General features: G+C 63.5%; 19 protein-coding genes. 16 read left to right on the top strand and 3 right to left on the bottom strand.

Annotated features, from left to right (window positions below; translation table 11 throughout):
• The first annotated feature begins 12 nt into the window (after positions 1-12).
• From A8V01_RS00960 to A8V01_RS00895, 15 genes are all read left to right on the top strand, one after another.
• Positions 13-492, top strand: coding sequence for a CopG family ribbon-helix-helix protein (locus A8V01_RS00960; protein WP_211294924.1), 480 nt, complete (start codon positions 13-15; stop codon positions 490-492).
• Positions 489-1,313, top strand: a complete 825-nt coding sequence (locus A8V01_RS00955) for an urea amidolyase associated protein UAAP1 (RefSeq protein ID WP_103094076.1) — start codon at positions 489-491, stop codon at positions 1,311-1,313. Before A8V01_RS00960 ends, A8V01_RS00955 begins: the two co-directional genes overlap by 4 nt.
• Before the next feature lie 17 nt (positions 1,314-1,330).
• Entirely contained in the window at positions 1,331-1,966 is a 636-nt protein-coding gene (locus A8V01_RS00950) for an urea amidolyase associated protein UAAP2 (protein WP_103094075.1), read from the top strand.
• Entirely contained in the window at positions 1,963-5,559 is a 3,597-nt protein-coding gene (gene uca, locus A8V01_RS00945; RefSeq protein ID WP_103094074.1) for an urea carboxylase, read from the top strand. Before A8V01_RS00950 ends, uca begins: the two co-directional genes overlap by 4 nt.
• On the top strand, positions 5,556-7,316 hold the full coding sequence (gene atzF, locus A8V01_RS00940) for an allophanate hydrolase (RefSeq protein ID WP_103094073.1): 1,761 nt from the start codon (positions 5,556-5,558) through the stop codon (positions 7,314-7,316). The genes uca and atzF overlap by 4 nt, the downstream gene beginning before the upstream one ends.
• A gap of 36 nt (positions 7,317-7,352) precedes the next feature.
• Positions 7,353-8,297 (top strand): Vgb family protein, encoded by a 945-nt coding sequence (locus A8V01_RS00935; protein ID WP_103094072.1) that lies wholly within the window; start codon positions 7,353-7,355, stop codon positions 8,295-8,297.
• A 110-nt stretch (positions 8,298-8,407) separates the two neighbouring features.
• Positions 8,408-9,349 (top strand): LysR family transcriptional regulator, encoded by a 942-nt coding sequence (locus A8V01_RS00930; RefSeq protein ID WP_103094071.1) that lies wholly within the window; start codon positions 8,408-8,410, stop codon positions 9,347-9,349.
• A gap of 93 nt (positions 9,350-9,442) precedes the next feature.
• Positions 9,443-9,595, top strand: coding sequence for a hypothetical protein (locus A8V01_RS28430; RefSeq protein ID WP_170065791.1), 153 nt, complete (start codon positions 9,443-9,445; stop codon positions 9,593-9,595).
• Positions 9,596-9,747: 152 nt separating this feature from the next.
• Positions 9,748-10,005: a hypothetical protein gene (locus A8V01_RS29075; RefSeq protein WP_245892192.1), complete on the top strand. Its 258-nt coding sequence runs from the start codon at positions 9,748-9,750 to the stop codon at positions 10,003-10,005.
• Between the two features lie 79 nt (positions 10,006-10,084).
• A complete protein-coding gene (locus tag A8V01_RS00920; RefSeq protein WP_211294923.1) occupies positions 10,085-10,435 on the top strand; it encodes a UrcA family protein in 351 nt (116 codons plus the stop codon).
• A gap of 375 nt (positions 10,436-10,810) precedes the next feature.
• Positions 10,811-11,830 carry a class 1 fructose-bisphosphatase gene (locus A8V01_RS00915; protein WP_103094185.1) on the top strand — a complete coding sequence of 340 codons (1,020 nt, stop codon included), beginning with the start codon at positions 10,811-10,813 and terminating at the stop codon, positions 11,828-11,830.
• 307 nt (positions 11,831-12,137) lie between these two features.
• Positions 12,138-13,295 (top strand): pectinesterase family protein, encoded by a 1,158-nt coding sequence (locus tag A8V01_RS00910; RefSeq protein WP_146037151.1) that lies wholly within the window; start codon positions 12,138-12,140, stop codon positions 13,293-13,295.
• A gap of 54 nt (positions 13,296-13,349) precedes the next feature.
• Positions 13,350-16,709: a TonB-dependent receptor domain-containing protein gene (locus A8V01_RS00905; protein ID WP_170065789.1), complete on the top strand. Its 3,360-nt coding sequence runs from the start codon at positions 13,350-13,352 to the stop codon at positions 16,707-16,709.
• 28 nt (positions 16,710-16,737) lie between these two features.
• Entirely contained in the window at positions 16,738-17,610 is an 873-nt protein-coding gene (locus tag A8V01_RS00900) for a rhamnogalacturonan acetylesterase (protein ID WP_211294922.1), read from the top strand.
• A gap of 4 nt (positions 17,611-17,614) precedes the next feature.
• Entirely contained in the window at positions 17,615-18,400 is a 786-nt protein-coding gene (locus A8V01_RS00895) for a ThuA domain-containing protein (protein ID WP_103094067.1), read from the top strand.
• Here A8V01_RS00895 and A8V01_RS00890 read toward each other — a convergent pair.
• The 3 genes from A8V01_RS00890 to A8V01_RS00880 form a co-directional block, all read right to left on the bottom strand.
• On the bottom strand, positions 18,382-18,999 hold the full coding sequence (locus A8V01_RS00890) for a TetR/AcrR family transcriptional regulator (protein ID WP_103094066.1): 618 nt from the start codon (positions 18,997-18,999) through the stop codon (positions 18,382-18,384). The genes A8V01_RS00895 and A8V01_RS00890 overlap by 19 nt on opposite strands.
• A 77-nt stretch (positions 19,000-19,076) precedes the next feature.
• The gene (locus A8V01_RS00885) at positions 19,077-20,432 is read right to left on the bottom strand and encodes a carbohydrate porin (RefSeq protein WP_103094065.1); all 1,356 of its coding nucleotides are present in this window, start codon (positions 20,430-20,432) and stop codon (positions 19,077-19,079) included.
• A gap of 121 nt (positions 20,433-20,553) precedes the next feature.
• Positions 20,554-22,983: a glucose/quinate/shikimate family membrane-bound PQQ-dependent dehydrogenase gene (locus A8V01_RS00880; RefSeq protein WP_103094064.1), complete on the bottom strand. Its 2,430-nt coding sequence runs from the start codon at positions 22,981-22,983 to the stop codon at positions 20,554-20,556.
• A 173-nt stretch (positions 22,984-23,156) separates the two neighbouring features.
• Here A8V01_RS00880 and A8V01_RS00875 point away from each other — a divergent pair, with 173 nt between their 5' ends.
• Positions 23,157-24,473, top strand: a complete 1,317-nt coding sequence (locus A8V01_RS00875; protein ID WP_103094063.1) for an NAD(P)/FAD-dependent oxidoreductase — start codon at positions 23,157-23,159, stop codon at positions 24,471-24,473.
• The last annotated feature ends 41 nt before the right edge of the window (positions 24,474-24,514 follow it).

Here is a 24,514-nt window from a genome sequence, read left to right as displayed (position 1 = left end):
AAGAGAATGGGCATGGGCTCCGATTCCGCAAGCCTGGCGCGGCTCAGCATGAGCCTCCCGGCAGACCTCTTCAGACAGCTCGACATGATGGTGGCGGAACGCGGCCTGCCTTCCCGCTCGCAACTCATTGCCGAACTGATCCGCCATGCTCTGGCCGAGCACGGTTCGCTGATGCGGCCTGAAGAGATGCTCGCAGGGACCATCACCCTTGTATACCGCAGCGAGCGGGGCCGCGTGCGGCACCTGCTCTCCCAGACGCAGGCGAGTTACCTGAAAGAAGTGATCTCCTCTCAGCATGTCGTGCTGGAGGATGATCAGTCCCTCGAAGTTCTTCTCGTGCAGGGTCCAGCCGTGCGGCTGAAGGAACTGTGCGACGCCATCCGCCGGGTGCGCGGGGTGCAGCAGCTTGAGCTGGTCACCACCACCGCCCTCCTGCCGCCGCTCTACGATCAGAGCGGAGACGACTTCAAGAATATCGGAGCGCATTCATGACCGAAACATTGGCCGATCCGCTCGCCGCTCGCGACCATGCGCGCGCCCAGGGCGGCACCGTGGTCGAGAGCATGCCCATGCTGCCCCCTGTGGCTGACGATCTGCCCGAGGGCGTCGATGCCGCCGACCTCGTGTGGGAGGAAACCATCGCGGCGGGCGGCTATGCCACGCGGCGCCTGACGCGCGGTTCACGGCTGCGGTTGATCGATGTGAAGGGCGATGCCTGTGCGTCGATCCTGTTGTTCAACGCCGAGATGCCGACCGAACGCCTCAACGTGGCGGATACGGTGAAGGTCCAGTGGAATGCCTATCTTGGCCAGGGCAAGCTGCTGCTGTCCGACATGGGCCGCGTGATGATGAGCATCGTCGCTGATGATGCAGGTACGCACGACACTTTCTGCGGAACATCAAACTCGGCCACCAACCTCTTGAAATACGGGGAAGGTCGCAACTCTGGCATCCACCCCAGCGGCCGCGATCGCTTCCTGCTCGGCGCAGCCAAGCACGGCCTCGGCCGCCGCGACGTGCATCCGTGTGTGACGTTGTTCAAGGGTACGAAGATCGAGGCTGACGGAGCGATCACGCCGGAGGTCGGCCCGTTCCAGCCCGGTCGCACTGTGGTCCTGCGCGCCGAGATGGACGTGATCGTGGTGATCGCCAACGTCCCCCACGTCCTTGATCCGCGGGCCGAATACACCGTGACGCCGCTGCGCGCCTCGGCATGGCGCGGGCCGGTGACCGGGGAGCACGACCCGATCCGTATCGCGACGCCGGAGGGTCTGCGCGCCTTCCAGAACGTCGAAGATTACTTCCGCCGCTGAATAAGGGACACGCGATCATGAGCACCGATCCCCACATGTCCGGCCTCACCGGTACTGTCATCCACGATATCGTCGTCCCTGCCCGCGCGCCCTGGCTCCATCACGTCAAGGCCGGGCAGACACTGCGCATCGTCGACCTCGAAGGCAATCAGGCCGTCGACTTCCTGCTCTATTCCGCCGCCGACGATGCAGAACGCTATTCCGCGCAGGATACCGTCGCATCGCAGGGCAACCTGTTCCTGCGCGAAGGCACGAAACTGCTATCGAACGAGGGCAATGCGCTGATGACCATCGCCGCCACTTCGGTCGATTATCACGACACGATGGGCGGCGCATGCTCGTGTGAATCCAATACCTTGCGCTACGGTCATCATACGAAGTCCGAACATGCCTGCGTCGAGAATTTCCTTGAGGCCAATCTCCTCGAAGGGCGCGGCAAGCGGGATATCGTGTCCAACATCAACTTCTTCATGAACGTGCCGGTGGAGCCGGACGGGTCGCTGGGCATCGTCGACGGCATTTCCGCGCCGGGCCTGACTGTGGACCTGCGGGCGGAAATGGACGTGATCGTGGTCGTGTCCAACTGCCCGCAGGTCAACAACCCCTGCAACGGCTTCAACCCCACTCCAGTCCGGATGATCGTCACCGCATGAGCTTCGACACCGTCCTGATCGCGAACCGGGGCGCGATCGCCACCCGCATCATCCGCACGCTGCGCGACATGGGGCTGAAGTCCGTCGCGGTCTATTCCGAGGCGGACGAGAACTCCAACCACGTATCCGAAGCTGATGAGGCCGTGTTCATCGGCGGTGCCAAGGCGTCCGAAAGCTATCTCAACATCCCGGCGATCATCGCAGCAGCGAAAAAGACCGGGGCAGGGGCTATCCACCCCGGCTACGGCTTTCTGGCCGAGAACGTTGATTTTGCAGAGGCTTGCGCGGCTGAGGGCATCGTCTTCGTTGGCCCGACCACGGACAACATCCGCACCTTCGGCCTCAAGCACAGCGCCCGCGCGCTCGCCGCCGCGCATGATGTGCCGCTGGCGCCCGGCACCGACCTGCTGACTGACGAGGAAGCGGCGGTCGCCGCCGCCGCGTCGATCGGCTATCCGGTGATGCTCAAGGCTACGGCGGGCGGCGGCGGCATCGGCATGCGCGTCTGCAGCGACGAGGCGCAGCTGCGCGATGGTTTCGCCGCAGTGAAGCGGCAGGGGCAGAGCAATTTCGGCGACGCCGGGGTCTTCCTCGAACGCTACATCGGCCGCGCGCGACATATCGAAGTGCAGCTTTTCGGCGACGGCGAGGGCCGCGTCATGCCCCTTGGCGAGCGCGACTGTTCGCTTCAGCGCCGTAACCAGAAAGTGGTCGAGGAAGCCCCCGCACCGTTGCTGCCGGACGCGGTGCGCACCGCGCTCTACGCCGCAGCCGTGCGACTGGGCGAGGCTGCGAAGTACCGTTCTGCCGGCACCGTGGAATTCCTCTACGACGCCGACCGCGCCGAGTTCTTCTTCCTTGAAATGAACACCCGCCTGCAGGTGGAGCACGGCGTCACCGAAATGGTGATGGGCATCGATCTTGTCGAATGGATGATCAGGGGCGCGGCGGGTGATTTCGCCTTCCTCGACGCTCCCGCGCCGACGATGAAGGGCCATTCGGTCCAGATGCGCCTTTATGCGGAAGATCCCTCGCTGGACTACCGCCCGACCTCCGGCACGCTGACCGCGCTGGAGTTTCCCGCGGATATCCGAGTAGAGACATGGTGCTCGGCGGGCAGCACCGTCAGTGCGTGGTATGATCCGATGCTGGCGAAGCTGATCGTCCACGCGCCCTCGCGCGAGGAGGCCGTGGAAGCCGCTCGACGCGCGATCGATGCCACCCGCGTCGACGGGATCGAGACGAACGTGCGCTGGCTGCGCGACGTCGTGCGCAGTGGCGCCTTCACCAGCGGTGAAGTCTCCACCAAAGTGCTTGACGGCATCACGTTCGCCCCGCGTGCCTTTCGCGTCGTCAGCGGCGGCACCGCCACGACTGTGCAGGACTGGCCCGGCCGCCAGCACTTGTGGGCCGTGGGCGTTCCGCCTTCGGGACCGATGGATGACCAGTCGTTCCGCCTAGGCAACCGGCTGCTCGGCAATCCCGAAGGCACGGCGGGGCTTGAGGCTACCGTCACCGGCCCGACACTGTCTTTCGTTTCTGATGTATGCATCTGCCTGATGGGCGCGGACTTCGGCGCGACGCTGGACGGCGTGCCGGTAGAGCGCGGCCTTCCCATCGACATCGCTGCAGGCCAGACGCTGGCGATGGGCCGCGCCTCCTCGGGCGGCTTCCGGGGCTATATCCTGTTCGCGGGCGGGCTCGACATTGCCCCCTACCTCGACAGCCGCGCGACGTTCGAGCTGGGTCAGTTCGGCGGCCACGCCGCGCGCCGTCTGCTTGCGGGCGACACGATCCACCTCGGCTCGGAGCCCACCGACGCCGCGCTGCCCGCCGTGACGCTGCCCGACATCGGCAACGAATGGACCCTGCGCGTCCTGTACGGCCCGCACGGCGCGCCGGACTTCTTCACGCCCGAGGACGTGGAGATGGTCATCAATGCCGAGTGGAAGATCCACTACAACTCCAACCGTACCGGCGTTCGCCTGATCGGCCCAAAGCCGCGGTGGGCGCGTACCGATGGCGGCGAGGCGGGGCTGCACCCGTCGAACATCCACGACAATCCCTACGCCATCGGCGCGGTGGACTTCACCGGTGACATGCCGATCATCCTCGGCCTCGATGGACCTTCGCTCGGCGGGTTCGTGTGCCCCTTCGTGGTGATCGCGGCGGACCGCTGGAAGATCGGCCAGCTTGCTCCCGGCGATAAATTGCGCTTTGCCCCCGTCACCATCGAGGATGCCGCAGCCGCCGATGCCGCCCAGCGCGCCTTCGTGACGACCGGCGCGGTGCCGGCGGTAACCCCCGCGCGCGCCGTGGAAACGCTGACGCCGATCCTCGCCGAAATTGCCGAAGGTCCGGGCCGTCCGCGCACGGTCTATCGCCAGCAGGGCGACCGCAACATCCTTGTCGAGTACGGTCCGATCGTGCTCGACATTGAACTGCGCATCCGCGTTCATGCGCTGATGACCGAGCTGGAACGTCTTGGCGCACCCGGTATCGTCGATATCGTGCCAGGTATCCGTTCGCTGCAGCTGCACTTCGACGGGGCGGCGATGGATCAGAAGGCCGCGCTAGCCATGCTGATCGCCGCAGAGGAGCAGCTTGGCGATCTTGAGGATTTCGCGATCCCCTCGCGCGTCGTCCACCTGCCGCTCAGCTGGCGCGATCCCGCGATCGTGGAGACGATCGAGAAGTACATGGCCACCGTGCGTGACGATGCGCCCTGGTGCCCCGACAACATCGAATTCATCCGCCGCATAAATGGTCTGCCCGATCAGGCGGCGGTCGAGAACCTGATTTTCGAGGCCAACTACCTCGTCATGGGGCTGGGCGACGTCTACCTCGGCGCACCCGTGGCGACCCCGGTGGACCCACGCCACCGCCTTGTCACCACCAAGTACAACCCCGCGCGCACCTGGACGCCGCCCAACGTGGTGGGCATCGGCGGCGCCTATATGTGCATCTACGGGATGGAGGGGCCGGGCGGCTACCAGTTGTTCGGGCGCACCGTGCAGGTGTGGAACACCTATCGCCAGACCGAAGCCTTCACTGAGGGCAAGCCCTGGTTGTTGCGCTTCTTCGACCAGATCCGCTTCTACCCCGTCAGCGCGGAGGAACTGGCCGACTGGAGGCGCGAATTCCCCGCCGGCCGCCGCGCGCTGAAGATCGAGCCGAGCGAGTTTCGTCTGGCCGACTACCGCGCCTATCTCGCCGAGAACGCGGTCGGGATTGCCGAATTCGAGCAGCGCCGCAAGGCCGCTTTCGACGCCGAACGCGCCGAGTGGGAACGCCTTGGCGAGTTCGACCATGCCGCCGATCTTGCCGATTCCGACCTGCCCGCCGAAGAGGCGATCGTGCTGCCCGAGGGCTCCGATCTGGTCGAAGCGCCGTATGGCGGCAGCGTCACCCGCCTGCTGGTGCAGCCGGGCGATACCGTAGCGGCGGGGGACCGTATCGCGGTGCTTGAAGCGATGAAGATGGAATGCGCGGTGGAAAGCCCCGGCAGCGGCACGGTCTCGGCGCTCTATATGCGCGAAGGCCAGTCGCTCCAGCCCGGCGCCCCGATGCTTGCCCTTAGGAAACACGCATGACCCGTTTGAGCGCTACCCGCATCGCCGCCGCCGTGCGGTCCGGCCAGACCACCGCCGTCGCCATCGCCGAGGATACCTTCGCGCGGATCGAGGCTTACAACACCATCCAGCCGCAAGTCTGGATCAGCCGCGCTACCCTGAGCGAACTGCTCGATGCTGCCGCCGCCGTGGATGCACGCGTCGCGGGCGGAGAAGATCTGCCGCTGGCGGGCGTCCCCTTCGCGGTGAAGGACAATATCGACGTCGTCGGCTTCGAGACGACGGCGGGATGCCCCGCCTTCGCCTACGAGCCGGAGGGCGACGCGGGCGTGATCGAGCGGCTGCTTGCGGCGGGTGCCGTCTGCGTGGGCAAGGCCAACCTCGATCAGTTCGCCACCGGCCTCAACGGATCGCGCAGCCCCTACGGCATCCCGCGCAATGCATCGAACCTGAACTATGTCAGCGGTGGGTCGAGTTCGGGCTCCTCGGTCGCGGTGGCGGCGGGGCTGGTGGCTTTTGCGCTGGGCACTGACACGGCGGGATCGGGCCGTGTGCCTGCCGCCTTCAACCACCTGATCGGCTTCAAACCCACCAAAGGTCGCTGGTCTACGCGCGGGCTTGTCCCCGCCTGCCGCACCATAGACTGCATCACCGTGTTCACCGACGATACCGCCGATGCCCGGCTGGTGGACAGCGTGGCCGCCGCGTTCGACGTTGCCGATCCCTATTCCAAGGTTCTGGCCGACCGGCCACTTGCCGTGAAGCGCATCGGCGTGCCGCGCCGCGAACAGCGGGTGTTCTTCGGCGATGTGGAGGCGGAGTACCTCTACGACAAGGCACTGGAAAAGCTCGCCACCCTTGGCGAGATCGTTGAGATCGACCTTGCCCCGCTGCAGGAGGCTGCGCAGCTGCTTTACGGCGGCCCCTGGGTGGCGGAACGCACGGCCGCGATGGAGGGCATCCTGGCCTCCAACCCGCTGGCGGTCGATCCCACCGTGCGCGCCGTGGTGGAACCCGGCAAGGACATGAGCGCGGTAGACCTGTTCAACGGCATCTACCGCATGGCCGCGCTCAAACGTCACGCCGACCTGTTGTGGCAGGATATCGACATGATGGCCTTCCCCACCACCGGCACCACATATCGCGTGGCCGAGATGCTGGCAGCGCCGATCGCACTCAACAGCAACCTTGGGTTCTACACCAATTTCGTGAACCTGCTGGACATGGCTGCGCTTGCCGTGCCCGCAGGCGTTCGCGCCAATGCCACGGGCTTCGGGATCACCCTGATCGGCCCGGCCGACACCGACCGCGCCCTACTGGACGTGGCCGACGCCTACCTTGCGGGCGCGGACCTTCCCGCGCCGCCGCCACTCGACCTGGAGGGAAAGATGCAGACCGTTAAGCTTGCCGTCGTCGGCGCTCACCTTAAGGACATGCCTCTGCACTGGCAACTGACCAGCCGAGAGGCAGAGTTCGTCGGCGCATTCGAAACTGCGCCCACGTACAAGCTCTATGCCATCGCCGATAGCGTGCCACCCAAGCCTGCGTTGGTCCATGATGAGGACGGCGCGGCGATCAAGGTGGAAGTGTACGAGCTGGGCGTGGCCGAATTCGGCAGCTTCACCGTGGACGTGCCCGCGCCGCTGGCCATCGGCAACGTCACGCTGGCGGACGGCACCACGGTCAAGGGCTTCGTCTCCGAACCGCGCGCGCTGGCCGGGGCGGAAGACATCACCGATCTGGGCGGTTGGCGCGCCTACATCGCCAGCAAGGCCTGATCCGCACCATCACGGGGCCATCGAAGGGGGAAATCCATGCGCAAGTTCGGTCTGATGCTTCTGGCTGCCACGGCGGCGTTTCCCGCCCTTGTGCACGCGAAGGCAGCTTCAGCGCAGCCAGAGGTGATCCAGGTTCCCGGATTCGCCGATTTCCTTGCGGTGGACGGCAAGACCGTCTGGGCCACCAACAAGGGCCGGGTCGAGCAGTGGTCGCGGAAACGCAAGCTGGCCGAAGTGGCGATGGCGCACCCTTGCGGCGCGATGGCGATCGCGGCAGGCTCGCTCTGGGTGGCCGATTGCGAGGAGAAGGCGGTTAAGCGGATCGACGTGAAGACCGCGAAGATCGTTGCCACCATCGCCACCGGCATCGCGTCCAGCGGCGAACTCAACGTGGTGGCCGGGGCGGGCTCGGTCTGGGTCGCCAGCGACAACGGCGCAGAAGATCGCGGGGGCCTTGTTGCCCGTATCGACCCTGCGACCAACGCCGTCGCGGCCTCCGTCCCGGTGGACGCGGGCACGTGGTATCTGACGTCTGGCTTCGGCGCCATCTGGGCGGTAAGCTCCACGAAGCAATCGCTCCAGCGCATCGACCCCACCACCAACACGGTCACGGCCTCGATCCCGCTCGGCAAGGAGCCCGGCTTCCTGGCTGCGGGCGAGAACGGCGTGTGGGTACAGGAGCAGGGCGACGGTACGCTTGCGCGCATCGATCCCGCCACCAACGCGCTGGCCGGTCGCATTAAGGTTGGCGACAACCTCAAGTGGGGCGATGTCGATACCGGCGGCGGCAAGGTCTGGCTGCGCACTACCGACGATCAGGTTTTTGCAGTGATCGATCCGGCGACGATGACGGTCAATGCCCGGATGGGCCAGGCTGCGGGCAGTGGGGCACTGCGCTGGACGCCCAAAGGCATCTGGACCTCTGCGCACGATGAGCACACCTTGACCTGGTGGCCGAAGGCGGTGCTGGCGGTGAAGTAGCACTTGGGTGCGGTTGTGTACCCTTTAGGTGCCGTTAGGTGCCACCTGAATGCTGGGCCTCCATAAATTCCATCTATGACCGCTGATCCGGACCGGCTACCTCTGTTTTCATGAGCGACGATACCCCGCTGACAGACCGCAAATTCGCCAGCCGGGTGGACTGGAACCTCATGCGCACGTTCGTGGATATCGTGCGGGCCGGGGGTATCGGTGCGGCGGCGCGCGAACTCAACAAGCAGCAGCCCAGCATCTCCGCCGCGCTCAAACGGTTGGAGGATCATGTCGGTGCAACGCTGCTGACCCGCTCGGCACACGGGGTGGAGATGACGGCGGCGGGCAAGGCGATGATGGCATTGTGCGAGGACATGCTGGAAACGGCGCGCCTTGTGCCGCACCAGATCGCGCAGGCCGTTCGCCGGGTCGAGGGCGTGGTGCGCATACAGATCGTCTCCGCGATCGTCTCGTCCGAATTCGACGAGGCGATCACCAGCTTCCACCGTCGCCATCCCGATATCCAGATTGAAATCCGCGTGTCCACTTGGCGCGAAGTGCTCGATGCGCTGGACCGCGGGGAAGTGGAACTGGGGATCGGCTATGACAGCGGGGTGCGCGGTGGACTGGTCTACGAGCCGCTGTTCGTCGAACGCCAGCAGCTTTACTGCGGGCGCAGCCACCCGCTGTTCGGCTATCGTATCAGCCAGCCGCGCGAGTTGAAGGACGAGGCTTTCGTGCTGACCGGGGCTGCCGACGAGATAGAGATCGTCACCCATCTGCGCCGTCGCTACGGCCTTGGCGCGCGGGTGACGGGGGTGGCGCAGGATATCAACGAGGCGCGGCGGCTGATCGTTTGCGGGGTGGGCATCGGTTTCCTGTCGGTGCCTGCGGTGCGATCGGAAATCGAGCGGGGGCAGCTCTGGCCGCTGCTCCATGCGGATTTCGAACCATCCTACGAAATCTTCCTGCTGGCCCGCTCGGAGCCGGAGCGCAATACGGCGACCCAGCTTTTCATCGATGAGGTCTTCCGCCGGATACGCGCGATCCCTCGGGCATAGATTGAATCTATGCCTTCCATTGCGAATTTGTGACTGCCGTGAGCGATTGCAGCGCGCCAATCTCGTTTCCCTGGGAAAAGGTGGACGCAGCTAATGGTTGAAAGCACCAAATTTCGGCACGGAACCGCGGAAATCCGCCGTCCGGGCGTGGCGGCCTCCATGTTCAGGCTGCTGCGGGACGGGATCGCTGCCCGCGCTCAGGCCATCGGCTCAGTGCCCGCCTCGCGCACCGATCACAACGCCTGATGCCCGTAAACGCCTCACACACGGGAAAGTGGGGCAAAACAGCCTTGATCTCTTTGGGATTAGGCGTTTTTCTGGGCGGTGCCTCATCTGCCAGCGCGACTTCAGGTCCGGCGACCCGGCTTGTCTCATGTGATGCGGGCAGTTGCCTGCAAGTGTCCGGCCATCGTTCCGACCCTGCCGCGCTGGTCCTGCTAAATGGCCACCCGGTTACGGTAGAAGGGCGCAAGGCCTGGAAGGTCGTCCTGCCGCTGCCCACCGTGCGCGCCTGGTCCGCTCCGATAGCGCGGACCATTGCGGTTACGGTGCAGGATCGAGACGGCGGTTTGGCAGACACGCTGCAGGCCGACCTGCCGATCGGTCTGCTCGGCCATATCACCGAACTCGCCTCGCTGGTGGTCAGCAGCCGCTGATTGTCAGTTCCTCTGCTGAACGCTATGACGTATGTGGCCGCCGTTAGAGTGGTCCTCGACATATGTTCAGGAGATGATGATGAAGATTGGCCTTATGGCGCTGGTCGCCTGCGCCCCCGCCTGCCTTGTCGCTGCAACAGGCTCCGCCACGGCAGCAACCGGCGAAAATCCTTTTGCGCGCGATCAGGTGACGCTGGATATCAAGGGCCTCGACCTTGCCAGCACTGACGGGCAGCGCCGCCTTGCGATCCGCATGGATGACGCCGCACGTTCGGTCTGCGGACAGCGGATGGCTGGCGTTCATCTTGCTGCCGAGCGCAAGGCGCAGGATTGCCGCGCCGAAGTGATGGCCGAAATCCGCACGCGCATCGAAGCGCGCACGGCCGCAGTTTCCACGCCCTCGCACGTCCAGCTGGCCAGCGCCCGCTGAATGCCGCTTCCCGGGCGGTAGGCTGTCTGCGTGATTCGCGGGCGCCTGCCGGAATGGGCGCCTGCCGGAATGGGCGGATGCAAAAGCGCGGCGGCTGCGAATAAATCTTCGCGCGTGACGATGCCTTGCTCCGGTCGTCTTCTGGTCTGCAAATCGCGGAAATCCAGCCGCGACAACGCTATCCTCGCGATGGAGCGGTCATGACATGCGTCACTGCGGATTGCGACCGGGTGCGGATGAAGTAGCGTTTTGGGCAAGTTTCGCGCATGGTCTGTTCGTCGCGAAGAAAGGGGGAGGCGTGACGGCGCATCCCTGCCGATCTTCATGCACCTTCAGATACGCCGTCCCGGCGCAGCGCCATCGCGAAAGGCCAAGATGCAACCGATCACACTGACCCGCTTCCTAATCGAACAGCAGCGGCGCGAAGACAGCGCCTGTCCTTCCGAACTGCGCCTGCTGATCGAAACGGTCGCGCGGGCCTGCAAGTCGGTCACTTTCGCGATTTCCAAGGGCGCTCTGGGCGATGTGCTGGGTACTCTCGGTTCCGAGAACGTGCAGGGAGAAGTGCAGAAGAAGCTGGACGTCATAGCCAACGAAATCCTGCTCGACGCGAATGAATGGGGCGGCCACCTTGCCGCCATGGCGTCGGAAGAGATGGAAACCATCCATCGTATCCCGAACCGCTACCCTAAGGGTGAATACCTGCTGCTGTTCGATCCGATCGACGGGTCCAGCAACGTCGATGTCGACCTTTCGGTGGGCACGATCTTTTCCGTCCTGCGCGCGCCTGAAAATTCGGCCGGGCGCGAAGTCACGGAGGAAGATTTCCTCCAGCCCGGCAGCGAACAGGTCGCCTCGGGCTACGCGATCTACGGTCCGCAGACCCTGCTGGTCCTGACGCTGGGCACGGGCGTCTACGAATTCACGCTCGACCGTGAAATGGGCGCCTGGCGCATGACCGACGGCCCGCTGCAGATCGTATCTGGCAACAAGGAAGTCGCCATCAACATGGCCCGCCGCGCGCAATGGTCGCCTGCGATCCGCCGCTACATTGACGCCCGCGTTGGCTGCGAAGAAGGCCCGCTGGCCGGTGAATATAATATGCGCTGGACCGGCTCGATGGTGGCGGACATCCACCGCATCCTCAAGCGCGGCGGCGTTTTCCTCTACCCTGCCGATCACCGCAAGCCCGGCAAGGCCCGATTGCGCCTGCTCTATGAAGCCAACCCGATGAGCTTCCTCATTGAGCAGGCCGGCGGCACCGCGATTGACGGTGAAACGCGTATTATGGACGCCAAGCCCACCGGCCTGCACCAGCGCATCGGTGTAGCTCTTGGCGATGCTGACGAAATCGCAGCCTTGCTGGGCACTGTTGGTGAAATGGCCAACGCATAAGTGATGCTTTACGATGGGCGGAAGTTCTGACTTCCGCCCGTCTGCCCGCCGTCCGGTGCACCTTCCGATATTTTTGATTGCCACTTTTCAAGACTTCTATTGCAAAGCATGAATGTCTGAATATGATAGCGGTAACAAATGGGAAGAGAGTGCGTGGAATCGGCATCCTGAAGAAATGACCGAATATTGCGTCGCACTGCTGGCGGCAGTGGCGGCGTCATAGGTCTGCTTTGGATTTCCGAAAGGCTATCGGTGGGTTGACTGGCTCCCGGTAGTGGTCCTCTGCGCCCTCGATCTGGGGTGCGACATGAGAAAGGTTTCGTTCGAACATCGATGCCTGACCGACGTGGCGTTGCCACGGCGGACGATTATAAAAGGATTGGGCGGAGCGATCACGTTACCGCTTTTAGCAAACCGGCCGATTTATGACGCCGCAGTCGGGGCTGCTCCGCCTGGGGTTGCCGAGAAGAATTTCGCCACACTTCAAGATGCGATCGATGCCGCTGCCCGGGTTCGGGCAACGCAGCCTTGGCGGATCTGGCTTGGTGAAGGGCGTTTCCGCGGGCAGTTTCGTATCGAGCGGCCCAATGTGGAGATCCACGGGCGCGGCCCCGGACGTTCGGTAGTGTTCTTTGACGCAGCGGCCGGTTGGACTGCACCTGACGGCAAGCCTTATGGCACTTTCAGGACCTGGTGCGTTAGCGTGACCGCGCCCGATGTGCGGCTCCGCGGCCTGACGATTGCCAACACGTTCGACGCTCCGGCGGAAATGCGTCGTACGGGTGGAATGCGCTCGGATGAAGGCGGGAGCCAGCAGGCGTTAGCCCTTTCGATCGGACGAGGTGCAGATCGGGTCGTCGTTTCGGATTGTGAGATTACAAGTCATCAGGACACGCTCTACTGCGCAGAAGGCAGGGCGTTGTTCCATGCATGCCTGATCACCGGCAGCTACGATTTCATTTTCGGAGGAGCAGCGGCACGCTTCGAGCGTTGTGAAATTCGCTCCCTGCCGCGTATCGATCCCTTAGAAGGCTATGTAGCAGCGCCCAATACCGTATTCGATCAGGCAGCGGGGTTGGTGTTCGACGGCTGTGCGTTGACGGCAGAGACCGGGGTGCCGGACGGCAGCGTCTTTCTCGGACGACCCTGGGGGACGTCTACGATGCGTGACGGTGTGCGGGTTAAGACGGTTGGAATGGCCGCTTACCTGCGATGTTGGATGGGGCCGCACGTTGCCGCCAGCGGGTGGACACGCATGTGGTACACCGACGCGGCCGGCAAACAGGCCTGGTTCGAACCCGAAGATGCGCGGTTTATGGAGTTCGGCAACACCGGACCCGGTGCACCGGCGCCGTTCGGCACCGCCCATCGGGAAGTGGACCGTCGTAGTCGCCTGCTCAATGCAGCCGAGGCGGCTGCATTCTCGCGCGAGCGGATGTTTTCGGATTGGCGCCCCTCTGTGTGAACGGGGACGCCGGGGCATGACGTTTCAACGAAGTATAACAACGGGGATGATTGAATGAGCAGGAATTTGCGAACGGTACTTCTGTGCGCGACCACGCTGGGCATGGCGGGCCCGTTTTCGGCCACGGCGATTGCGCAGGACGGCGGAACTGCACAGGATACCCAGGTCATCGGTGATGTCGAGGCGGAGGCCATCGTTGTAACCGGCTATCGAGAAAGCCTGGCAAGTGCGCTCAATGTCAAGCGCAACTCCAACGCGGCGATCGACGTGATCAACGCAGAAGACATCGCCGACTTCCCTGATGCCAACCTGGCAGAGTCAATCCAGCGTTTGCCCGGCATCACGATTGACCGAGAGAACGGCGAAGGACGCCAGATCACCGTGCGCGGCCTAGGAGGCGACTTCACCCGTGTACGGCTGAACGGTCTGGAAGCACTCTCTACCGCCGGGGACAGCCAGGCACAATCGACGGGGAATCGATCGCGAGGGTTTGATTTCAACACTTTCGCTTCGGAACTGTTCAGCCAGATCGCGGTTCGCAAGTCGGCCTCTGCCGATGTGGATGAAGGCTCGCTGGGCGCCACCGTCGATCTCACATCCGGCCGTCCTCTGAACTACGGTAAGAACCGCTTCGCGCTGTCGGTGCAGGACGGCTATTATGAGAACGGCGGAACCCATAATCCCCGTATCGCGGGTCTTATTTCGCGCAAGTTTGACACCGGTGTCGGTGAGTTTGGGATCCTCGTTTCGGGCGCCTACAACAAACGGCGGCAGAGCGCGGACGGCTATCTGCAGTCCCCAGGTTCCGCCGACTACGTCTATCGCGGCGCGACTTTTCCGACCAGCAGCCCGCTGCTCAACGGCCAGAACCGGCAAGGCTTTGCGGCTCCGGCGGGAACGCCTTGCGACCAGATCGTTCCGGGAACGCCGATCACTAATGCGGCAGTCTGTTCGGCGCTGACGGGATCGAACCCGGATGCCTATAATCTGGTGAACAGTCCGATGGGATCAACCGTGGTGGACGGTGTGACGACCACGCCGGGTTCGATCGTGCGCTTTCCGGCGCTTCCCACGATCCAGTCGCGTGAGATCAGGCAGGAGCGCTTAGGTCTCACCGGGTCGTTACAATGGCGGCCTTCGTCGCGTACTACGATCAGCCTCGATGGGCTTTACTCGAAGCTCAAGAACCAGACGACAAACTATCAGTTGACCCCGTTCGGGCTGGTGCGCGGCGATCTCAACGCGGGCCTTTACACTGCGTCGGCCGATACATCGACCACGGTGAAGCGCGGGTTCTACAATCGCTGTGATGCCCGAGCAGGCACAGAGGTTCTGGCGCCGATCGATTGTGGACAGTCGCTTTATGGCAATACGCCGGTGGCCGGCGCGATCAGCGGGATGACGTTCAATCCGCACAACTGGGATCCCTACGACTATTACAACAGTCCGTCGTCGCCGGGCTACATTCCCGATGAAGCAGGCATCGCCCGGCGCGTTGCCTTTATCGGCAAGCCGGCGGTGCGTGTATATGACGCCGCGCTGACTCCGGGCGGAAGCGCCGACTACCTGAAGCTCGGCAATGTCGACGTATCCTCCGTCACGGACGAGAACAGTTACACGACAACATTCAAGCAGGGTTCGCTGCTACTGGAGCATGAATTTTCCGACAAGCTGGCGATTTCGGCGCTATATGGCCGTTCGGAATCGTACAACGACAGCACCGGTCTTCTTGCGGAAATAGAGCATCTGGATGCTGGGCAGGGAACATCCCCTGACGACTACTTCATCTACGATAACCGGGGTGGCGGCGGCATGCCGGTGCTCAATGTCGGTTTCGACGCGGCCAATCCGGATAACTGGGAGTACATCAAGGGTCACTCCTCGATCCGTCATTTCCGCCGCATCATCAAGAATACCTATGATGGCGGGCGTTTCGATCTGACGTGGAAGGCAGCCAAGGATTTTACGATCAAGGGCGGTTTCACGCGGCGCGTCTACACGTTCTCCAATAGCCAGATGCAGCGTACCATTTCTGACTCACTCAACCCAAGTTTCCTTGAAGCGGGCGTGACAACAGAAGAAATGACCCGCCTGACGACCTGGGGAGAAGGCATCAAGGCACCTGAGGGCACGACCACGCAATACCTCTCGCCGGATCTTGAGGCATTCAAGCGGGTCTACGATTTTACCTGCAACTGCATCAACAAGTGGGGTGACTGGCGGATAACCTACCTCAATAACGCAGCCAATCAGTTCGGGGTGAAGGAAACCGACACTGGCGGCTACATGATAGTCGAATTCACGCGTGACCTGTTCGGCGGCGTCCTGCGCGGTGATGCTGGCATGCGTTTTGCGCACACCAAGGTGGTGGCGGACGGCTTGACCAACACGTCGCGTCCGGTTTCGAACGACAATTCCTATGACGACTGGCTCCCGTCCATGAACCTCGTGTTCGAGCCGAGCAGTTCGCTGCTTCTGCGCTTCTCCGCGGCGAAAGTCATGGCGCGCCCGATCCTGAGCAACATGGCGCCAAGCGTCACTTCGTTCTCCGTCCCGACGACGCCAGGTGCGGTGACGGGCGGATCGATCACGTTGGGCAATACGAAGTTGCAGCCATTTCGGGCGACCAACATGGACTTCTCGGCAGAGTGGTATTTCGGGCAAGGTGGACTGCTGGCGGTTGCGCTGTTCCGCAAGGACTTGTCCAGCTTCCCGCAAACGGTAGTTGCGGAAGGGCGCTTGTCCGACATTCTCACGTCGGATATCATCGAGCAGTTGCGCGTATCGCAGGTCAACCCGGACGCTGTTGCCTATATCGATGCGGACAACGTGTTCAATATCCGCCAGTACCGTGATGCGCCTGGCGGATACATCAACGGGATCGAGGTCTCCTATCAGCAGAACTTCACCTTCCTGCCGGGCTTCCTCAAATACTTCGGTATCCAGGCAAACTATACGCATATCAAGACGAGCCTGAGCTACATTCTTGACCCCGGTGCACCCGCTTCGGGCACAAATCCCGGTAGGCCGCGTATTGTGTCCAAGGGGCCGTTCCTTGGCGCTTCGCCGGATTCGGTCAACTTCACGCTCTTCTACGAAGCTCCGTCGTGGAGCATCCGCGGTTCGGTGGCACATCGCAGTGGGTACTACACGACCTACCCGGTCTCATCCGGCAGCTGCGAGCCGGGCTATTGCGACTCCCCGCTGATCAATGATTTCGTGGGCAGCAAATCGACCACGAATTTCGATATGTCGGCGCAAGTCAAGCTGACCGATTACGCCAGCATCACCATCGACGCGCTTAACCTGACAGACCAGAAGAGCGAGCGCTTTGCCTATGCCGACGACCCGATGCCCACCACGTATATGGCCACCGGTCGCCAGATCTTTGTCGGCGCACGCCTGACTTTCTGAAAATATTGCCTGAATGCGAGAGACGTTCATGAACCTCATCTTCAAATCGGCGCTGATGGCCGCACTGGCAGCCGGAGCGCCCTTTGCCTACGCAAAGCCGGTCAAACCTCCGGTGTCGCGTGAATTTCCCAAAGCCATCGAGCCGTCCAAGATCATCCTTGTGGGCGATTCCACTACGGCGGTGATCGGCGGTTGGGGGCCAAGCTTTTGCGCTTATCACGTGACGTCGTTCGCGGCCTGCGTCGATCTGGCGCGGGGGGGGCGCAGTTCGCGTACATATATGCAGGAGAAGTCCTGGCACCTTGCGCTCAAGGAAGCTCAAGTGCCGGGTTATCGCAACGTCTGGGTTCTGATCCAGTTCGGGCATAACGACCAGCCGGGGAATTCGCGCTCCACTGAACTGGCGCAGGAGTTTCCGGGTTATATCCGTCGTTATGTTGATGATACACGTGCGGTGGGGGCGACGCCGATCCTTGTTACGCCGCTGGTGCGCCGGGTGTTCGAGAACGGTCGTCTGGTCAATGACCTTGAGCCCTGGGCTCAGGCTGTGCGACAGGTTGCGAAGGCGACCGGGGCTGCCTTGATCGACCTGAATGCGCTTAGCGCGGCGGCTGCGGTTGAACTTGGTCCCAAGCAGTCAGAGCGATTTGCCCAGTTGCCGCGCAGCACCGCCCCGGCGAAGGACGCGCCTGCGCGGGCTCAGACGGAAGTGAACGTACAGCCAACGGCGACCCCGCGCTTGTCTTATGACAACACCCATCTGGGCGAGGAAGGCGCGGATTACGTTGCCGCCATCATGGCCAGGGCGCTGGCGGACACGATCGCGCCGATGCGGCCCCTGCTGGTAGTCGAGCGCAGGCCCGACCGCCGCCCGGCGGCACTGGAATACCGTGCGCGATAATCCGATGGCCAAAGCCCTGACGCGTCTTGCCACCTTTGCCGTGGCTGCGTTGACCTTCTGGAGCGTGTCATGGTGGGCCTCGCCCGGCGTGGCTCTGGATAAGGGCGGTCGCAGGACCGTCCTTATCGTGACGCACACCACCGGATACCGGCACGCATCGATCGAGCCGGCTGCACAGGCGATTGCCGAGATGGCGCGGCAGGCGGGGCTGGAGCCGGAGCAGGTCGCGGACCCTTCGCGGTTTGACCGGCCGCTTGACACCGTTCGACTGATTGCTTTCGTAAGCACGACAACGCGGCGCAAGGACGTGTCGACCGAATGGCTGGTCGGCCCGCGCCGCGATGTGCTGCAGGCTTTCGTGAGGGGCGGAGGCGGCGTGCTTGGCATTCATGGCGCTGCGGATTCGCATTACGGCTGGCCGTGGTATGGCAGCATGATCGGCGCGCGCTTTGCACGTCACCCCGCCGGGACGCCGGAAGGCGAACTGGCGCGGACCAAAGGCAGGCACGTGGCGTTGAAAGGAATGCCGCGCCGCTTCCGCCATGTCGATGAATGGTACTGGTTCACCGACATGGCCGCCGATATCCGGCCGCTCGTTACCCTGTCGGCGCGATCGATCGGGGAGGAGGGCTCGGATCATCATCCGGTCTCATGGGCGCGCGAATTTGAAGGCGGACGCGTATTCTACACCTCGCTTGGGCATACCGAGGCGGCATGGCACGATCCGGTCGTGCTGGAACATGTGCGTGGCGGGCTGCTTTGGGCGGCGCGCTATCCCGCCCGGCAATAAGCGAGTACCGTCGCCACCACCTGTTCGCGGCGCCTGGCGGCGGCGGCGGGGCTGGTCGTATCGACCTTGAACACGTTCGCGAAAGTGTAGCGGTTGGACACGAAGTAGAACGCCAGCGCGCTGATCGTCATATGCAGGTCCACCGGGTCCAGGCCGGTGCGGAACGTTCCTTCGGCCACCCCCCTGTCGATCAGGGCGCGCGTGCTGGGCAGCACCATTTCGTTTTGCGCTTCGACCACGTCGCCCACGTGGGGGGCGTGCCGCATGTTTTCGTCCATCACCAGTCGCACCAGTTCGGGATGTTCGAAGTGGTAATCGAAGGTCAGCGCGGTCAGCCGGGCCAGAGCGTCGAGCGCAGGCATGTCTTCCAGCCCCGCGTCGAGTTCGGCAGAGCGGATGCCGCGATAGGCTTCGGTAAGAACCGCCCGATAGAGCGCTTCCTTGCTGCCGAAGTGGTAATAGATCATCCGCTTGGACGTGGCGGTGGCGGCTGCGATTTCGTCCACGCGGGCTCCGGCGAAGCCTTTGTCGGCAAAGTGCGTGGTGGCGATGGCGATGATCTCTCGCCTGTTGCGTTCGGTGAAGCCGTCATCCTGCATGGGCGCGCCTATGGCCTCTTTGGGGACATGGGCGCAATGGCCCATGTTTTTTCAGCTCATGTCCTTCTGCCCGTTCGTCAGATCTGCATCTTCACCTGAACACCCAACGCCAGCGCATCGTGCGTGTCGGTATATGTGAAGGCACCGGGATCGACGATGTACTGTATGTCCGGCCGGATATTGAGCCAGCGGTTGACCTGGATGCCATAGCTCAGTTCGATCGCTGTCTCGCCTTCGGGCAGGGCGGTGTAGCCCTCGGTCAGATCCGGCAGTTCGGCATGAAGCGCCCTCAGGCGTTCGTTGACCTGCGCATGGATGATGCCCAGCGCGATGGTATCGTCGTCACGGCCCTTGAAGGTTCCCAGCTTCAGAAGGCCGCCCGCATACCAGCGGGTGATCTGCGCCGATTGTTCCGGGTTGGCAGTGAAGTGCCCGAAGATGGAAAGGCCGCGCTTTTTGTTGCCTCCCCTGTCACGCAGGATCATCTGGTCGCCCAGAACATAGCCGCCGAAACGCCCGCTTACCTGCCCTGCGGCGCCCTGCCGCGCGGCATTGGCCGTGTCATAGTAGAAGCCCAGCTTGTAATGGCCGGGAAGTACGTGGCTGCCGGGCGCCGTGCCCGGATCGTATTCCAGTTCCAGCGGCAGCACGACGCCCGTGGTCTTGCCCGCGAAGGGCCTGAAGGCGTTCTTTTCCAAACCAAGGTCGGGGTTTGTCTGGTAGACGCCGGTGCGCACGATCAGATCGGGCCGCAGCTTGTAGCGCACTGCCAGCCCCCAGCGGGCGTTGGGGTAGTTGTACCATCCGGTGCTGCCGCTTTCCGATAACGGATGGGCGCAGAACGCTGCGTTGACAAGGTTGCACCCGATCGACAGGCCGCCAAGGTCATTGCCCATGGCAAAGAAGCCCGCGCGCATGTTCAGCCGGCCGCCGTCGAAGTTCTGCTCCCAGCTCAATTCGCTGAGGCGCGTGTAATAGCCGCCTGCGGCCTCCTGTATGGGCAGGCGGTTGCCGACGAAATCGGACGAGATGCCTATACCGCGCCGGTCGTTGAGCGTGACATGGATGGCGCCGCCTTCGACCCCCGCAATCCTGTCCATGTCAAGGTCGATCCCCGCGCGAAGCTGCTGGACATAGGCCGTGCCCCGCCGCTCTCCGCCGTCGACGGCGGAAAACGTCTCGGACACGTAATCCGCCCTGACGGCGACGCCTGCATCCTTGAGGCTGGTGCGAAGACCGCCCCAGTCACCCGTCAGCGTTTCGCGGGGGTGCGGAGCCTGCGGCGGCCTCGCGGTCGATGCGGCCTGCGTGGCAGTGGGATGATCCTGCGCGGCGGTAGATGCATCTGCGGCCTCCTCCGCTTGCGCGGAAACGGAAAGCGTCAATGCGCAGCCTGTCGCCAGTGCTGCAAAAGATGGGATGCGGTGGCCCATGGCCCCTCCTGTTCCCGAACCCATGCGCAAGGGATCGCTGCGCCATTGCGCGCAGGCTCGGGTCTCGTCTGAAAATGCGGGGAATGACGGGGGGAGGCTTCCTGCCTGCCCCCCATCAAGGTCACGGCAGCTTGTAAGCGATGACGTAATCGCCCCGGTCGGGCGACTGGCGCGCACCGCCCGCAGTGATGACGACATATTGCTTGCCGGTCTTCGGGGACTTGTAGCTCATCGGTCCGCCCTGACTGCCAACCGGCAGACGGCCTTTCCAAAGCTCCTTGCCATTGCCGGCATCGAACGCCCTCAGGTAGAAGTCCTGGGTTCCGGCGATGAAGACAAGGCCGCCCTGTGTGGCAAGCGTGCCGCCCAGTGTCGGCATCCCGATGGGGATCGGCAGGCCCATGCGGATGCCCATCGGGCCGGTGTCCTCGACGGTGCCGACCGGAACCTGCCACTTCACCTTGCGGGTGTTCATGTCGATCGCGGTCAGGGTGCCGAACGGCGGGGCCTGGCACGGGATGCCCAGCGCCGAAAGGAATCGGTCCTTGGTCACCGAATAGGGCGTGCCCTTCATGGGAACAGAGCCCATGCCGGTGTTGGTCGCTTCGCCCGCCGCGCCCGCCTTGCCCTGCTGCGCCTTCGTCTGCGGGAACATCTGGACCCACAGGCCAAGGCGCATGTCGTTGGCGAACACCGTGTTGGAGGTGGGATCGATCGAGAGGCCGCCCCAGTTCATCCCGCCCAGCGATCCGGGGAACTGCAACGCCTTGTCGGTGCCCGGCGCGGTATAAAGACCTTCATAGCGCATACCCTTGAAGGCGATGCGGCACATCAGCTGGTCGAATGGAGTGGCGCCCCACATGTCCGCCTCGGTCAGCGTCTGCGCGCCGATCTGGGGCATGCCGACCGATCGGGGCTGAGTCAGCGAATAGGGCTCGTTCGGAATGTCGGCGGCCTTGACCGGGGTTTCGACCACCTTGGTAAGCGGCTTGCCGGTCTGGCGGTCAAGGACGTAAAGCTGTCCGGCCTTGGTGCCGATGATCACCGCCGGAACCTTGCCCCGTCCCTTGACCGGGAAATCCACAAGGCTGGGCTGCATCGGCAGGTCGAAATCCCACAAGTCGTTGTGGACTGTCTGGAAGTGCCACTTTTCCTTGCCGCTCGTCGCGTCGAGCGCAAGAACGGAAGCGCCGTACTTGTGATCAAGGCGGCTGCGGGTCACCCCGTACAGATCGACCGAGGCGCTGCCTACCGGCATGAACACCGTGTTCGATGCTGCGTCATACGACATTGCAGACCACACGTTCGGGGTCGAACGGGCATAAGTCTGGCCCTTGGGCGGCATCCCGGTGATGGCCGGATTACCCGGATCGAATGCCCAGCGCAGCTTTCCGGTGATCACGTCGAAGCCGCGAATGACGCCGCCGGGCATGTCTGTCTGGACATTGTCCGCCACCCGGCCGCCGATCACGATCGTCGTCCCCGCAAGTGTGGGGGCGGCGGTCAGCTGGTACTGCGGGTCAGGCGCATTGCCCAGCCCGGCAAGAAGGTCGACCCGGCCATTGGTGCCGAAGCCGGTGCAGACCTTGCCGGTCTGCGCGTCGAAGGCCATCAGCTTGCCGTCGATGGTGTTCATCAGGATGCGGCGCTGGCAGGGTGCGCCTTGGGGCACCGTCACCGCCGTCACCGGCGTCGAGCCCGGCAGGCTGGGCTGCTTCAGGGGCGCCCCGGCGTCGAAATAGGCAAGGCCGCGACAGCGCATCCACACAGAGGCATGGGCGTTGACCTCGGCCTTCCATTTCTCCCTGCCGGTATCCGCGTCGAGCGCGATGACGTTGTTGTGCGGGGTGCAGATGTAGACCGTGTCCCCAACCTGCAGGGGCGTGTCCTGATCCTCGGCGCCATTGCCGTCGCTGACCGCCACGTCGCCGGTGCGATAGGTCCATGCGACCTGAAGGTTCTTCACATTGTCACGGGTGATCTGGTCAAGCGCAACGAAACGGTCGCCACCGCCGGTGTTGCCGTAAGCCTCCCAGTTGCGCTGCTCATGCGTGGCATCGACCGGGTTCAGCGCGGCTTGTGCGCCGGTGAAAGGAACGGTCGGATGCGGAAAGAACATCGCGGTCAAAGCCGCCGCACAGGCCAGGCCCACAACGGCGGCAGCGCCGATGGCAGGGCGCCAGGAGGGAGCCAGTCCCTGCGCGCGGCGCATCAACGGGAGCGAGAGGGCCACCACCGTCATGCCCACGCCCAGCGCAAGCAGGCGCGAGATCAGCGGCCAGAACGCAAGGCCCACTTCCCATAAGGACCACAGGATCGTTGCGATGAAGACGACGGCGAACAGCAGGCCCCCATTCGGGCGGCGGCACGCGATGAGCGCACCGGAAACGGCAAGCCCGATACCGGCCAGCAGGAAATAGGAACTGCCCCCCAGCGTCACGAGTCGCGCGCCGCCGATGACGAAGAACAGCCCTGCGGCCAGGATCACTATGCCGAGCACCGCCAGCCATATGCGGCTTGGCAGATCGCCCCTTGCTATCGAGCCGGACATGCGGCTTCTCCTTGATATTTTTATCGATGGGACCCTTTGACCAATGCACTTGCGGCCGGCGTCGGGTTACCATGAAGCGACAGGAAATCGGGCGGTGACAGCACCGCTCAACGTGTGTACCAGTTAGTACATAACATTTCGCGCGGCAAGATGCCCCGAATGAAGGACCAGACGTGCAATCTCAGAAGACCCAGATCGTGATCGTTGGCGGCGGTGCCGCAGGGCTTGAACTGGCCACCCGGCTGGGCGCCCGCTATGGCCGCGCGCACCACGACATCATCCTTGTGGATGAGAACCGCACTCACATCTGGAAGCCGCTGCTGCACGAAGTGGCCGCTGGATCGCTTGACGCCAATCTCGATGAGGTCGGCTATCGCGGCCATTGCCACAAGTGGGGCTACCGCTACTTCAAGGGTACGCTGGCAGGTATCGACCGTTCTGCGCAGCGCATCCATCTGGCCCCGATCCTTGACGATCGCGGAGCCGAAGTCGTGGGCGCGCAGGAACTGCGCTACGATTATCTGGTGCTGGCCTATGGCTCGGTTACCAACGATTTCGGCACGCCGGGGGTGCGGGAGAATTGCATTTTCCTTGACCGCCGCGCCGATGCGGACCTCTTTCGCGATCGCTTGCTGGACCAGTGCCTGCGCGTATCGCGCGCCATGTCTGCGGACGAGGGCAGCGACGCCCGAGTAAAGGTTTCCATCGTTGGCGGCGGGGCCACCGGGGTCGAACTGGCGGCAGAGCTTTTCAATGCCGCCGATGCCCTCGGCCATTATGGTCTGGAAGTGTTCGACCGTGGACGGTTGAAGGTCACGCTGGTTGAGGCCGGCCCCCGCATCCTGCCCGCCTTGCCGGAACGCCTTGCCGAATCCGCCCGTGAAGAATTGCAGAACCTTGGCGTGCGCGTCAGGACTTCGACGCCCATCGTGGAAAGCACTGCATCGGGCATGATCACCGGCGATGGCGAACTGATCGAAGCTGATCTTCAGGTCTGGGCAGCGGGGGTCAAGGCCAGACCCATTGCAGACGGGCTGGACGGCCTTGAGCTTTCAAGGTCAGGGCAGATCGTCGTTACGCCCACCCTTCAAAGCGTGACCGATCCCAAAGTCTTCGCGCTGGGGGACTGTGCGTTCTGTATGCTGCCGGGCAGGGATCGCCCTATCCCGCCGCGCGCGCAGGCCGCGCACCAGATGGCAGCGACCGCGTTCGACAACCTTGCGCGTCTGATGACCGGCAAGCCGCTTAAGGACTTCGATTACAAGGATCGGGGCTCTCTGGTGTCGCTCAGCCGGTTCTCGACGGTAGGCACGCTGATGGGCAATCTGGTCGGCGGGCGCATGGCGGTGGAGGGGCGGCTTGCCCGCATGATCTACCTGTCACTGTACCGGATGCACCTCATCGCCATTCACGGCTGGATCAAGGGCTGTGCACTGATCGCCGTCGGCCATGTGAACCGCGTGGTAAGGCCGCGCCTCAAGTTGCACTGATCAGAGGATCTTTTGCGCGAAATAATGAGCCGCCAGGCGGC

The organism is Novosphingobium guangzhouense, assembly GCF_002896965.1.
Taxonomy (GTDB): domain Bacteria; phylum Pseudomonadota; class Alphaproteobacteria; order Sphingomonadales; family Sphingomonadaceae; genus Novosphingobium; species Novosphingobium guangzhouense.
This window is presented reverse-complemented; position numbering and strand designations above follow the sequence as displayed.